Raw genomic sequence first — 12909 nt, forward strand, 5'->3', positions numbered from 1 at the left:
TCAATCGCTACGTATTACACGTAGAACGATTTCAGCGGCGGGAAGCCATTGAATTCGACGGCGCTGTAGCTGGTGGTGTAAGCACCGGTCGACAGCCAGTACAGACGATCACCGATGGCCAGGTTCAGCGGCAGACCGTACTTGTAGTTCTCGTACATGATGTCGGCGCTGTCGCAGGTCGGGCCGGCGATGACCACTTCTTCCATCTCGCCTTTCTTCTCGGTCCAGATCGGGAACTTGATCGCTTCGTCCATGGTTTCGATCAGGCCGGAGAACTTGCCCACATCGGTATACACCCAACGCTCAACGGCGGTGCGGGATTTACGTGCAACCAGCACGACTTCGCTGACCAGAATGCCGGCGTTGGCGATCAACGAACGGCCCGGCTCCAGAATGATTTCCGGCAGGTCATCGCCGAAGTCTTCTTTCAGGAAGCGGATGATCTCTTCGGCGTAGGTTTCCAGGCTGTTGGTGCGGGTGATGTAGTTGGCCGGGAAGCCGCCACCCATGTTGATCAGCTTCAAGTGAATGCCGTCTTCTTCTTTCAGGCGCTCGAAGATCACTTTGACCTTGGCGATCGCCGCGTCCCAGACACTGATGTCACGCTGTTGCGAACCGACGTGGAACGAGATGCCGTACGGCACCAGGCCCAGGTCGCGGGCGAGGATCAGCAGGTCCATGGCCATGTCGGTCTGGCAGCCGAACTTGCGCGACAGTGGCCAGTCAGCGGTGGTCGAGCCTTCGGTGAGGATACGTACATAGACTTTTGCACCCGGCGCAGCCTTGGCAATGTTGCGCAGGTCGGCTTCGGAGTCGGTGGCGAACAGGCGCACACCCTTCTCGTAGAAGTAGCGGATGTCCTTGGACTTTTTGATGGTATTGCCGTAGCTGATCTGGTCCGGGCTGACGCCACGGCTCAGCACTTTGTCCAGCTCATAGATGGAGGCAATGTCGAAGCTCGAGCCTTTCTCTTTGAGCAGGTCGATGATCTCGACAGCCGGGTTGGCCTTGACCGCGTAGTAGACCTTGGCGAATTCGAAACCGGCGCGCAGGTCGTCGTAGGCCTGGCTGATCATCGCGGTGTCGATCACCACGAACGGTGTTTCCTGTTTGTCGGCGAAGGCCTTCATTTTCTGAAAGGTTTCGCGCGCGAAATAGTCTTCGACCTGGATCGACATGCTGGGAGCTCCTATGGGCAAACTCGTAAAAAACAATGGGTGCAAATGAACGCCCTCCGTATCCCCACTTTGGTTCGCCTACTTCCCAAGGCATGTCGCCGAAAGCAAAAAGGCCACGGGCGTATCTGCCCTTGGCCTTGCTGTCTCGTCGTCAGTACTTGAGCCGGATGGATCGTTTCCAGCATGGACGTTCGGCGCGAACTTTAGGGCGTGAGGGGCCTGAGATCAACTAAAAATGTCGCGTTTTTGCACGCTTCTGACGTACGTCGCGGATATCACTCTTTGTAGCCGACCGAGATGACGGACAGATGTTCCCCGGGAATTTTCATGTGTTAAAAATACCTGCACGTTCGCGGCTTTTGTCGGCTAATTAGCCAGGAAGTGTAATCGGCGCAACATCGGCGACGTTGGCGGCGAGAGGTGGATGTGAGGGGGATTTTGGCCGTTTGGGAGCGGGTGTTTGCAGAGGTTCTGTGAACGCAGCTGTTGAGATTCTTTTCCGCCCTGCGAATCATCAGGAAATTGCACGAGTCCTGTGGGAGCGGGCTTGCTCGCGAAGACATTTTCACAGCCGACATCACCGCCGACGGCCACTACGCATTCGCGAGCAAGCCCGCTCCCACAGGTTTGGAGTTTTTACGCGATTACAGCCTCAGCCGGCGAGACGATATTGGTCTTCATCCCGCGCGAACGCCCCGAGCTCAGGTAAGCCGCAATCGACTCCTGCGTCACCTCACCGAGGAACACCCGCTCGGCATCCATCACCGGTAACCACGAACGATTGAACTCGTACATCCGCGACAACAGGATGCGCAGATGTTCGTCGTACGCCGCGGTGGCGTTGAACTCACGCAGATACTGCGCGCAGGTGCCGGTCTGGCGGTGCAGGTCGCGACGACGCACATAGCCCAGCGCCTTGTTCTCGGCACAGGTGACCACCACATAGCGTCGGTCATGCTCGTCCATCAATTCCAGCGCATCGGCTACCGGAGTTTCCGGGCTGACCGATGGCGCATTGTCGGCGGCGTCTTCGGCCTTCACCAGCAACAGACGCTTGAGGGTGCTGTCCTGGCCGACGAAATTGCTGACAAAGTCGTCCGCTGGGTGTGCGAGCAGGGTGTCCGGGTGATCGATCTGCAGCAGTTTGCCGGCGCGGAAGATCGCGATCTTGTCGCCAAGTTTGATTGCCTCGTCGATATCGTGGCTGACCATGATCACGGTCTTGTTCAGCGCCCGCTGCATCTCGAAGAACTCGTTCTGGATCATCTCGCGATTGATCGGGTCGACCGCACCAAACGGCTCGTCCATCAGCAACAGCGGCGCATCCGCCGCCAGTGCGCGGATCACACCTATGCGCTGCTGCTGGCCGCCGGACAGTTCACGCGGATAGCGATGCAGATACTGCTTGGGTTCCAGTTTGATCATGCTCATCAGTTCGCGAGCGCGGTCGTGGCATTTCTGTTTGTCCCAGCCGAGCAGTTTCGGCACCACGACGATGTTCTCTTCGATGGTCATGTTCGGGAACAGGCCGATCTGCTGGATCACGTAGCCGATGTTGCGGCGCAGGGTGACTTCGTCGAGGTCGGTGGTGTCTTCGCCGTTGATCAGGATCTTGCCCGAGGTCGGCTTGATCAGACGGTTGATCATTTTCAGCGTGGTGCTTTTGCCGCAACCCGATGGCCCGAGGAACACACAGATTTCGCCTTCATTGACGGTCAGGCTTACCGAGTCCACGGCTTTGACATCTTTGCCGTTGCTCTGGAAGGTCTTGCTGAGGTTTTGAAGTTCGATCATTTGAGGAGTCCTTTTGGAGTCAGCGTACGTTGCAGCCACTGCAGGAGAAGGTCGGCGAAGATCGCCAGAAGACTGACCAGCAGCGCGCCGACGATCAGCATCGACATGTCGCTGCGGCTGATGGAGGCGAGGATCAGCACGCCAAGGCCACCGGCGCCGATGGTCGCGGCGATGGTCATCACGCCGATGTTCATCACCACGGCGGTGCGCACCCCGGCGAGGATCACCGGCACTGCAATTGGCAACTCAACCATGCGCAGGCGCTGGCCGAAGGTCATGCCGATGCCGCGTGCAGCTTCACGAATGCCCGGCTCGACGCCGGTCAGGGCGAGATAGGTGTTGCGCATGATCGGTAGCAGCGAATAGAGGAACACTGCGGTGATCGCCGGCATCGGCCCCAGGCCCTGGCCGAATTTGGAGTAGAACGGCAGCAGCAGGCCGAACAGAGCAATCGACGGCACGGTCAGCAGCACCGTGGCGCTGGCCTGCAAGGGACCGGCGAGGCTCGGGAAGCGCGTCATCAGAATGCCCAGCGGCACACCGATGAGAATCGCCAGCGTTACCGCGATGCCGACCAGGGTGATGTGCTGCCAGGTCAGGTGCATCACCTGCTGCCAGTCGAGGTGGGAAAAGGCGTTGAGAAATTCCATGACTTTTCCTCCTTAGTTGAGTGGGTGCTGGCGCAGGAAATCCGCGGCCACTTTCGATGGGCTTTCGTGATCGACATCGACCCGCGCGTTGAGCTGGCGCATGGTTTCGTCGTCGAACAGTTGCGCCAGCGGCTTGAGTTGCTCGGCCAGTTGCGGGTGCTTGTCCAGATACGCCTGACGCACCACCGGCGCGGCGGTGTAGTCGGGGAAGTAATGCTTGTCGTCTTCCAGCAGCTTCAAGCCGAAGGCGTTGAGGCGGCCGTCGGTGGTGTAGACCAGACCGGCAAACACCTGGCCGTTGCGCAGCGCGGTGTAGACCAGCCCGGCGTCCATCTGCCGGATGTTCTTGCGGGTCAGGTTCATGTCGTAGAGCTTGACCATGCCGTCCAGACCGTCGGAGCGGTTGGCGAACTCGGTGTCCAGCGCCACCAGGTGATTGGTCTTGGCTTCATCGCGCAGCACCTTGTTCAGGTCGCTGATGGTGTTGATCTGCGGGTACTCCTCGGCGACTTTTTTCGGCAGGGCGAGGGCGTAGGTGTTGCTGAATTTCGACGGGGTCAGCCAGACCAGGCCTTTTTTCGCGTCGAGTTCTTTCACTCGGGCGTAGGACTGTTCGCTGTCGAGTTTCTCGGTGACATGGTTGTAGGCCACCAGCGACACGCCGGTGTATTCCCAGAGCATGTCCAGTTGTCCGCTTTCATGGGCGCTGCGGGCGAGGTTGCTGCCCAGACCGCCGGTGATCTGCGCGTCGTAGCCTTTGCTGCGCAGGTATTGCGCGGTGATTTCCGCGAGCAGGGTCTGCTCGGTGAACACCCGGGCGCCGAGGCGAATGAGCGGTTTTTCCGCCGCCTGGGCAAATCCTGCGAACAGCATGATGCAGCCTAAGATCAAGCTAAATCGTTTCATAAGTATTCCTTCGCAAAAGCCTTAAGACGGGCGCAAACCGCGTTCCAGCCAGAGACGGCTGGCGAGGGTGACCACGCCATCGAGCAGCAGGGCCAGCAGCGCGGTGCACGCGGCGCCGAGCAGCAGTTGCGGCTGATTGTTCAGGGCGATGCCAGGGAAGATCAGGCTGCCGAGGCTGTTGGCGCCGATCAGGAATGCCAGCGGCGCGGTGCCGACGTTGATCGCCAGTGCCACGCGCACGCCACCGATGATGATCGGCACGGCGTTGGGCAATTCGACTTTCCACAGCACCTGGCGCGGGGTCATGCCGATGCCGACGGCGGCTTCCTTCAGCGAACCCTGAACGTTTTTCAGGCCTTCGTAGGTGTTGCGCACGATCGGCAACAGGGACGCGAGGAACAAAGCGAAGATCGCCGGACCACTGCCGATGCCGAGAACCCCCAGGGCAATCGCCAGTACAGCCAGCGGTGGCACGGTGTTGCCGATATTGAAGATCTGCATGAAGCGTTCAGCGCGGCCGACCATGGTCGGGCGACTGAGGAAGATACCGGCGGGGATGCCCACGACCAGGGCGGCCAGCATTGAAGCGAGGACGAGAATCAGATGAGCTTGCAGGTAAAACAACAAATCGTCGCGGTAGTGTTCGATCGTGTTGATGCCGATCCAGTGGATCAGCAGGGCCAGGAGCGCGATAACCACCGCACCTCCCATCAGCCCTTTGCCATAGCGGATAGCCACAGGCGGACTCCTTTTCTTGTAGTCGGCGAACGCTCTCCCGTGTGGCATGCCAAGCCTTGGCTGCCGGGAATAAACGTTCGCGAGAAGCAGCTCCTTCAGCACCGGCAACAAGCGGTCTGAAAGCGAGCCATGAGCGCAGCCTCGTCAGGCTAACTTGCTGATTTTTCAGCCCCTGACGAAATGTCGTAACAGGGGATGGACGTCTCCGTGCTTTAAAAGGTTCCCATCTGGGGCAGCATTTGGCCACCCTTAATGTGCTCAACGGTTCGGTTATTGCATCGAGTTGGGCTATAATCGCGGCCCTTTTTTGAATCACCGCCAGGCGATTTCCCATGACCAACCAGGCCGCCGAAGTCGCGAAACGCCGCACTTTCGCCATTATTTCCCACCCCGATGCCGGTAAAACCACGATCACCGAAAAGCTCCTGTTGATGGGCAAGGCGATTGCAGTGGCCGGTACGGTGAAATCCCGTAAATCCGACCGCCATGCGACATCCGACTGGATGGAGATGGAGAAGCAGCGGGGTATTTCCATTACCACGTCGGTCATGCAGTTCCCCTATCGCGAACACATGATCAACCTGCTCGACACCCCGGGCCACGAAGACTTCTCCGAAGACACCTACCGCACCCTGACGGCGGTCGACTCGGCATTGATGGTCCTCGACGGCGGTAAAGGCGTTGAGCCACGGACCATCGCCCTGATGGACGTCTGCCGTCTGCGTGACACGCCGATCGTCAGCTTCATCAACAAACTCGACCGTGACATCCGCGACCCGATCGAACTGCTCGACGAAATCGAAGCCGTTCTGAAGATCAAGGCAGCGCCGATCACCTGGCCGATCGGTTGCTACCGCGACTTCAAGGGCGTGTACCACCTGGCCGACGACTACATCATTGTCTACACCGCCGGTCACGGTCACGAACGCACCGAAACCAAGATCATCGAGAAGCTCGACTCCGACGAGGCGCGCGCGCACTTGGGCGACGAGTACGATCGCTTCCTCGAACAGCTGGAACTGGTGCAGGGCGCCTGCCACGAGTTCAACCAGCAGGAGTTCCTCGACGGTCAACTGACCCCGGTGTTCTTCGGTACGGCATTGGGCAACTTCGGTGTCGACCACGTGCTCGACGCCGTAGTTGACTGGGCACCGCGTCCGTTGGCCCGTGTCGCCAACGAACGTACCGTGGAGCCGGTGGAAGAGAAGTTCTCGGGCTTCATCTTCAAGATCCAGGCGAACATGGACCCGAAACACCGCGACCGCATCGCCTTCATGCGTATCTGCTCCGGCAAGTACGAGAAAGGCATGAAGATGCGCCACGTGCGTACCGGCAAGGACGTGCGCATCGGCGACGCCCTGACGTTCTTCTCCTCCGAGCGTGAACAGCTGGAAGAGGCTTACGCCGGCGACATCATCGGTCTGCATAACCACGGCACCATCCAGATTGGCGACACCTTCAGCGAAGGTGAAGTCCTCGGTTTCACCGGTATCCCGCACTTCGCTCCGGAACTGTTCCGTCGTGTGCGTCTGCGTGATCCGCTGAAGTCCAAGCAATTGCGTCAGGGGCTGCAGCAGTTGGCTGAAGAGGGCGCGACCCAAGTGTTCTTCCCGGAGCGCAGCAACGACATCATTCTTGGCGCCGTGGGTGTGCTGCAGTTTGATGTGGTCGCTAGCCGTCTGAAGGAGGAATACAAGGTTGAGTGCTCTTACGAGCCGATCACTGTGTATTCCGCACGCTGGATTGAATGCAGCGACAAGAAGAAGCTTGAGGAGTTTTCCAACAAGGCGGTGGAGAACCTCGCACTGGATGGCGGTGGGCACCTGACCTACCTGGCGCCGACGCGGGTTAACCTGGCGTTGATGGAAGAGCGGTGGCCGGATGTGAAATTCCGTGCGACGCGTGAGCATCATTAAGCGCTGAGCTGGGTTGTCTGGAGCCCCTGAGGTGTAGGCCTTGGGGGCTTTTTTTGGGGCTTTGGTCTTGGCGGCCTTTGGGCCGACCAGGTTCTTGGTTTTTTTGTGTACATATCCGTTTTTTAGGTGATGGCGGATTAGGGTTCCGCCCTTACGGCGGGTCACTTTTGACAAACGCCTCAAAAGTAACCAAAAACGCTTGCTCCTGCGTTCGGCCCGCTCGCTGGGGCTCGGGGTCCCTTCGCTGCGGGATTGATCCGGGCGCAGCGCCTACGGTTTGCTTCGCTGCACCTCCTCTCGCTGTGTTTGGCTTCGCCAAACGGTCGCTGCGCTCCCACCCCCGGATCAATCCCTCCACTCAGCCTTCCGACGTCGCCCGTGGATCAAGATCAAAAGCTTTCGGCGAGCTGACACTCGGCCATTTGAGTGGTGAAAAGCATGCGCCTGGCTTTAGCTTTTTCTGTGGGAGCTGGCTTGCCAGCGATGGCGGCCTGACAGCCGACCAATTTCTACCTGAATACACCGGTTTCAAACTGTGGGAGCCTGGCTTGCCAGCGAAGGCGGCCTGACAGCCGACCAAGCTCTACCTGAATGCACCGGGTCCAAACTGTGGGAGCGGGCTTGCTCGCGAAGGCGGCCTGACAGCCGACCAATTTCTACCTGAATACACCGGTTTCAAACTGTGGGAGCGAGCTTGCTCGCGAAGGCGGCCTGACAGCCGACCAATTTCTACCTGAATACACCGGTTTCAAACTGTGGGAGCGAGCTTGCTCGCGAAGGCGGCCTGACAGCCGACCAGTCTCCAGCTGAGCGCACCCATTCCCACTGTAGGAGCCAGCCCGCTGGCGATGACGATCTGACAGCAGACCATTTTTTCTAATCCAATTGAGCGACTGAAGGAAGCTCCTTGCAGGGACTGTAGGACGAATCCGTATTTTGAGATCTCGAGGTTCTTGAGCGCGACAACCGGCGCGCTGGACGTTAGTGTTCAAGGTCATGCCGGTCGCTTTGAGAGGTCAATGGAATGACGCGCAACCTCATCCATCTGCTGCGCCCCAATGGCTATTTCAGTCTGATGGCCTGGGTGCTTGCGGCGTTGCTGTTCATCAATCGTCTGAGCAGCATGGTCAAGTTGTTCATGGCGCTGTATCTGCGCCAGGAGCTGGGGCTGGCGATTGAAACCGTCGGCTGGTTGCTGTCGGCCTATGGTGCCGGGTTGTTGGTCGGTTCGATGCTCGGTGGGCTGCTCAGTGATCATGTGCGCACGGCGCGGCTGACGGCGACGTTGTTCTTTGTTTCGGTGTGGGTGTTGATCCTGCTGGGGCTGGTCACGCAAGTACCGTTGCTTGCGGCATTGCTGTTGCTCAGCGGGACGATCGATGGGGCCATTCGCACCCTGCACCAGCGCCTGATCATGGAGTACTGCGAAGTTGCTCAACGCTCGCGCGCGCAGGCCTTGAGCCGGGTGGCGCGCAACCTTGGCATGGCCGCCGCAGGTGTGGCGGGCGGGGTGTTGGCGCAGACGGATTTTCGCTGGGTGTTTTTCGGCAGCGCGGCGATGACGCTGTTGGCCTTGCTGTGGTTTGTTCGCACTACGTGGCGTCGGCCGGTACTGATCAATGACGCCCCCTCTACAAACGGCGCCGGTGGATCCGTTGCGCCGTTTTACGATAAAGCGTTCCTGTGGTTGCTCGCGGCGACGGCCGTGCTTGGCATTGCATTCGACACGGTCTACAGCACGCTGGGCAATTATCTGCGTGATTACTACCACTTGAGCACCGAGGCGATCGGCTGGCAGTTCGGGCTCAATGCGTTGCTGGTGATCGCCTTGCAGATTCCCTTGTCACACTGCGGCGAGCGTTGGGGCACGCGGCGGCAAATGCTCGCGGGGAGTTTGTTGCTGGCCGGCGGATTGGGCATGTTGCCGTTCGGATCCGGGCTGGCGTTCGTCTGCCTGTCGACGGTGATCTGGACCTTGGGCGAGGCGTTGTTCATGCCGCCGCTGAATGTGCTGGCGATGCAATTTGCCCAGCGCGGCAAAAGCGGCCAGTACTTTGGTCTGTTCTTTATGAGCTGGAGCGCCAGTGCGCTGTTGTCGCCGGTGCTCAGCGGTCAGTTGTACGGCAATTTCGGTGGCCATAGCGTCTGGCTGGGTAGCGCCGTACTGGTGTTGATGTCAATTCCCTTGACGTGGCAAGCGACCCGTCCGCTTAGCTGATTCCGCGATAGGTGTTATTCGAAACCTGTCTGTCTGTGGAGGGCATTTCTGTCTGCTCGTTAGCGTCCTATCTGGTGAACCCGACGGATCGGAACTAGATTTCACACAGCGCCAGTCAGGCACCCATGTCTCACCTGAAAGTGGATGGAGTCAGCTATGAAAAGCAGGTTGCTACGGTTTTTATTGCTATTGAAAGTGATGGTCATGCTGTCCCTCGGCACCGCGACGGCCTGGGCGGAGTGCGAGGATCACGATTCCCAGGCCTTTAACGGCCAGGTCGGACACAGCGGCCTGATGCTCGCCAAGTCCGAATCAGAGCCAGGTGATCAGGGGCAGGGTGGCAGCGCCGATGACGATGACTCGACTACTGATGAACCGGACTCTGATGATCCGGACGACGAAGGCGACAGCCAGACGTAAATCGCAAATAAAAGAAAACCCCTTCTTCCCCGACTGATGCGCAATCGGGGGAGAAGGGGTTTGGTTAACGCTTTAGCGACAACTCAAGTTCCCTGTGGGAGGTGGCTTGCTCCCGAAAGCGGTGTGTCAGTCACCATTATCAGTGACTGTCACACCGCATTCGCGAGCAAGCCCGCTCCCACACTTTCGTCCGCCGTTAATCAGGCGGCGCCGTCGAGGAATTGCTCGGCGTAGTGGCAGGCCACCTGGCGATTATCCAATTCACGCAACAACGGCTCTTCAGTGCTGCAACGCTCGGTCGCGTATGGGCAGCGCTTGTGGAACGCGCAACCCGGTGGCGGGTTCAGCGGGTTGGGCAATTCGCCGACGATCTTGATTTTCGGCTTGTTCGGGTCCGGGTGAATGGTCGGGGTCGCCGACAGCAACGCCTGGGTGTATGGGTGCAGGGGACGTTCGTAGATAGCGTCTTTCGGGCCCATTTCCACCGGGCGACCGAGGTACATCACCATCACGTCATCGGCCACATGTTGCACCACCGCCAGGTTGTGCGAAATGAACACGTACGCCGTGTTGAACTCTTGCTGCAGATCCATGAACAGGTTCAGCACCTGGGCCTGAATCGACACGTCCAGTGCCGAGGTAGGCTCATCCGCCACCAGCACTTTCGGTTGCAGCATCATCGCCCGGGCGAGGGCGATCCGCTGGCGCTGACCGCCGGAGAACATGTGCGGATAGCGCTGGTAGTGCTCGGGACGCAAGCCGACCTGCTTCATCATCGCCTGGACTTTTTCGCGGCGTTCAGCGGCGGACAGGTTGGTGTTGATCAGCAGCGGCTCGCCGAGTTGGTCACCGACTTTCTGCCGTGGGTTCAACGACGCGTACGGGCTCTGGAATACCATCTGCACGTCTTTGCGCAGTTGTTTGCGCTGGGCCTTGTCGGCGCCAGCCACTTCCTGACCGGCGATTTTCAGCGAACCGGACGACGGCTCTTCAATCAGGGTCAGGGCGCGGGCGAGGGTGGATTTGCCGCAGCCCGATTCGCCGACCACGGCGAGGGTCTTGCCGGCTTCCAGTTCGAACGACACGCCGTTGAGCGCGCGCACGGTGGCGTGCCCCTTGAACAGGCCACGGGAGACTTCGTAGTGACGGGTCAGGTCGCGGGCGGTAAGTACGACGGCCATTACGCCACCTCCTGGTTCAGCGGGAAGAAGCAGCGGGCGAGGCTGTGGCTTTTCGGATCAAGGGCCGGACGCTGCGCGCGGCAGGTGTCCTGCACGTACGGGCAGCGCGGCGACAGCAGGCAGCCCTGCGGACGGTCATAACGGCCCGGGACGATGCCCGGCAGTGTCGCCAGACGCTCGGCGCCCTGGCTGTGTTCCGGAATCGCCTTGAGCAACGCTTCGCTGTAAGGGTGCGCCGGGATGTCGAACAGTTGCGGCACCTGACCGACTTCAACAGCCTGGCCGGCGTACATCACACAGACGCGCTGAGCGGTTTCGGCCACGACCGCGAGGTCGTGAGTGATCAGCACCAGGCCCATGTTCTGTTCTTTCTGCAACGCCAGCAGCAGATCCATGATCTGTGCCTGAATGGTTACGTCGAGTGCCGTGGTCGGTTCGTCGGCGATCAACAGTTTCGGTTCGCCGGCAATCGCCATGGCAATCGCGACACGCTGGCTCATACCGCCGGACAGTTGGTGCGGGTAGGCGTCCATACGGCTGGCGGCGCCCGGGATCTCCACTTTTTCCAGCAGTTCGATGGCGCGTTTGCGCGCTTGCTTGCCGGACATTTTCAGGTGCAGACGCAGCACTTCTTCGATCTGGAAACCGACGGTGTAGCTCGGATTCAGCGCGGTCATCGGGTCCTGGAACACCATCGACAGGTCTTTGCCGACGATTTGCCGACGTTGACGATTGCTCAGCTTGAGCATGTCTTTGCCGTCAAAGCTGAGCGAATCGGCGGTGACGATGCCGGGATGCTCGATCAGGCCCATCAGCGCCATCATGGTCACGGATTTACCCGAACCCGATTCGCCAACGATTGCCAGGACTTCGCCTTTGTCGACTTTCAGGTCGAGGCCATCGACAACGGGTGTCGCGGTTTTGTCGCCGAAGCGAACGTTGAGATTCTTGATTTCTAGCAGTGACATGGGAATCTCCTCAGGCGGCGTTCTTGAGTTTCGGGTCCAGCGCATCGCGCAGACCGTCGCCCATCAAGTTGATTGCCAGCACGCTGAGCAAAATGGTCAAACCAGGCAGACTCACGACCCACCAGGCGCGTTCGATGTAGTCGCGGGCCGAGGCCAGCATGGTGCCCCACTCAGGGGTTGGCGGTTGTACGCCAAGGCCGAGGAAGCCCAGGGCGGCGGCATCGAGAATCGCCGAGGAGAAACTCAGGGTCGCCTGCACGATCAGCGGCGCCATGCAGTTCGGCAGCACGGTGATGAACATCAGACGTGGCAGACCGGCACCGGCCAGGCGCGCGGCGGTCACGTAGTCGCGGTTCAGTTCGCCCATCACCGCAGCACGGGTCAGACGCACGTAGGACGGCAGCGATACCACAGCAATGGCGATCACGGTGTTGATCAGGCCAGGGCCGAGGATGGCGACGATCGCCACAGCCAGCAGCAGGGACGGCAGGGCCAGCATGATGTCCATCAGACGCATGATGGTCGGGCCGATCATTTTCGGGAAGAAACCGGCGAACAGACCCAGCAGGATCCCCGGGATCAGCGACATCACCACCGACGACAGACCGATCAGCAGCGACAGGCGCGAACCCTGAATCAGCCGTGACAGCAGGTCGCGACCCAGTTCATCGGTGCCGAGCAGGAATTGCATCTGCCCGCCTTCGAGCCACGCCGGTGGCGTCAGCAGGAAGTCACGGTATTGCTCGCTTGGGTTATGCGGCGCGACCCACGGCGCGAAGATCGCGCAGAAGATGATCAGCAGCATGAACAGCAGGCCGGCAACCGCGCCCTTGTTCTTGGAGAAGGCTTGCCAGAATTCTTTGTACGGTGACGGGTACAGCAGGCTTTGATCCGCGCTTGGGGCGGAAGTGGCTACTGAGGATGTTGGAGTGCTCATGGT

Annotated in this window: 11 protein-coding genes; 3 read left to right on the forward strand and 8 right to left on the reverse strand. The window is 59.7% G+C overall.

Features of this window, described 5'->3' with window-relative positions:
* Positions 1 to 14: 14 nt before the first annotated feature.
* The 5 genes from H043_RS0104020 to H043_RS0104040 form a co-directional block, all read right to left on the reverse strand.
* Complete coding sequence (locus tag H043_RS0104020; protein ID WP_027610803.1) at positions 15 to 1178, reverse strand: type III PLP-dependent enzyme; 1164 nt, start codon at positions 1176 to 1178, stop codon at positions 15 to 17.
* A gap of 636 nt (positions 1179 to 1814) precedes the next feature.
* A complete protein-coding gene (locus H043_RS0104025) occupies positions 1815 to 2972 on the reverse strand; it encodes a betaine/proline/choline family ABC transporter ATP-binding protein (RefSeq protein ID WP_027610804.1) in 1158 nt (385 codons plus the stop codon).
* Complete coding sequence (locus H043_RS0104030; protein WP_007965673.1) at positions 2969 to 3622, reverse strand: ABC transporter permease; 654 nt, start codon at positions 3620 to 3622, stop codon at positions 2969 to 2971. Before H043_RS0104030 ends, H043_RS0104025 begins: the two co-directional genes overlap by 4 nt.
* 12 nt (positions 3623 to 3634) lie before the next feature.
* Complete coding sequence (locus H043_RS0104035) at positions 3635 to 4528, reverse strand: glycine betaine ABC transporter substrate-binding protein (protein ID WP_027610805.1); 894 nt, start codon at positions 4526 to 4528, stop codon at positions 3635 to 3637.
* 21 nt (positions 4529 to 4549) lie between these two features.
* A complete protein-coding gene (locus tag H043_RS0104040) occupies positions 4550 to 5239 on the reverse strand; it encodes an ABC transporter permease (protein WP_171061924.1) in 690 nt (229 codons plus the stop codon).
* A 359-nt stretch (positions 5240 to 5598) separates the two neighbouring features.
* On the opposite strand from H043_RS0104040, the gene H043_RS0104045 reads away from it, so the two are divergent.
* From H043_RS0104045 to H043_RS0104060, 3 genes are all read left to right on the forward strand, one after another.
* Positions 5599 to 7182 (forward strand): peptide chain release factor 3, encoded by a 1584-nt coding sequence (locus tag H043_RS0104045; RefSeq protein ID WP_027610807.1) that lies wholly within the window; start codon positions 5599 to 5601, stop codon positions 7180 to 7182.
* Between the two features lie 1024 nt (positions 7183 to 8206).
* Complete coding sequence (locus H043_RS0104055) at positions 8207 to 9400, forward strand: MFS transporter (RefSeq protein ID WP_027610808.1); 1194 nt, start codon at positions 8207 to 8209, stop codon at positions 9398 to 9400.
* A 156-nt stretch (positions 9401 to 9556) separates the two neighbouring features.
* On the forward strand, positions 9557 to 9820 hold the full coding sequence (locus tag H043_RS0104060) for a hypothetical protein (RefSeq protein WP_027610809.1): 264 nt from the start codon (positions 9557 to 9559) through the stop codon (positions 9818 to 9820).
* Between the two features lie 200 nt (positions 9821 to 10020).
* On the opposite strand, the gene H043_RS0104065 is transcribed toward H043_RS0104060, so the two are convergent.
* The 3 genes from H043_RS0104065 to H043_RS0104075 are packed head-to-tail and all read right to left on the reverse strand — an operon-like array spanning position 10021 to position 12906.
* Positions 10021 to 11001, reverse strand: a complete 981-nt coding sequence (locus H043_RS0104065) for a peptide ABC transporter ATP-binding protein (RefSeq protein ID WP_027610810.1) — start codon at positions 10999 to 11001, stop codon at positions 10021 to 10023.
* Positions 11001 to 11969 carry an ABC transporter ATP-binding protein gene (locus H043_RS0104070; protein ID WP_027610811.1) on the reverse strand — a complete coding sequence of 323 codons (969 nt, stop codon included), beginning with the start codon at positions 11967 to 11969 and terminating at the stop codon, positions 11001 to 11003. The genes H043_RS0104065 and H043_RS0104070 overlap by 1 nt, the downstream gene beginning before the upstream one ends.
* A gap of 10 nt (positions 11970 to 11979) precedes the next feature.
* Positions 11980 to 12906: an ABC transporter permease subunit gene (locus H043_RS0104075; RefSeq protein WP_027610812.1), complete on the reverse strand. Its 927-nt coding sequence runs from the start codon at positions 12904 to 12906 to the stop codon at positions 11980 to 11982.
* Positions 12907 to 12909 lie beyond the last annotated feature (3 nt).

Source organism: Pseudomonas sp. URIL14HWK12:I6, from assembly GCF_000514195.1.
GTDB classification, from domain to species: domain Bacteria; phylum Pseudomonadota; class Gammaproteobacteria; order Pseudomonadales; family Pseudomonadaceae; genus Aquipseudomonas; species Aquipseudomonas putida_A.

Bases quoted from the DNA above. Each gene is read 5' to 3' on its own strand.
- H043_RS0104065 (WP_027610810.1), bottom strand. From the start codon at position 11,001: ATGGCCGTCGTACTTACCGCCCGCGACCTGACCCGTCACTACGAAGTC.
- H043_RS0104060 (WP_027610809.1), top strand. From the start codon at position 9,557: ATGAAAAGCAGGTTGCTACGGTTTTTATTGCTATTGAAAGTGATGGTC.
- H043_RS0104020 (WP_027610803.1), bottom strand. From the start codon at position 1,178: ATGTCGATCCAGGTCGAAGACTATTTCGCGCGCGAAACCTTTCAGAAA.
- H043_RS0104075 (WP_027610812.1), bottom strand. From the start codon at position 12,906: ATGAGCACTCCAACATCCTCAGTAGCCACTTCCGCCCCAAGCGCGGAT.
- H043_RS0104030 (WP_007965673.1), bottom strand. From the start codon at position 3,622: ATGGAATTTCTCAACGCCTTTTCCCACCTCGACTGGCAGCAGGTGATG.
- H043_RS0104070 (WP_027610811.1), bottom strand. From the start codon at position 11,969: ATGTCACTGCTAGAAATCAAGAATCTCAACGTTCGCTTCGGCGACAAA.
- H043_RS0104035 (WP_027610805.1), bottom strand. From the start codon at position 4,528: ATGAAACGATTTAGCTTGATCTTAGGCTGCATCATGCTGTTCGCAGGA.
- H043_RS0104040 (WP_171061924.1), bottom strand. From the start codon at position 5,239: ATGGGAGGTGCGGTGGTTATCGCGCTCCTGGCCCTGCTGATCCACTGG.
- H043_RS0104025 (WP_027610804.1), bottom strand. From the start codon at position 2,972: ATGATCGAACTTCAAAACCTCAGCAAGACCTTCCAGAGCAACGGCAAA.
- H043_RS0104055 (WP_027610808.1), top strand. From the start codon at position 8,207: ATGACGCGCAACCTCATCCATCTGCTGCGCCCCAATGGCTATTTCAGT.
- H043_RS0104045 (WP_027610807.1), top strand. From the start codon at position 5,599: ATGACCAACCAGGCCGCCGAAGTCGCGAAACGCCGCACTTTCGCCATT.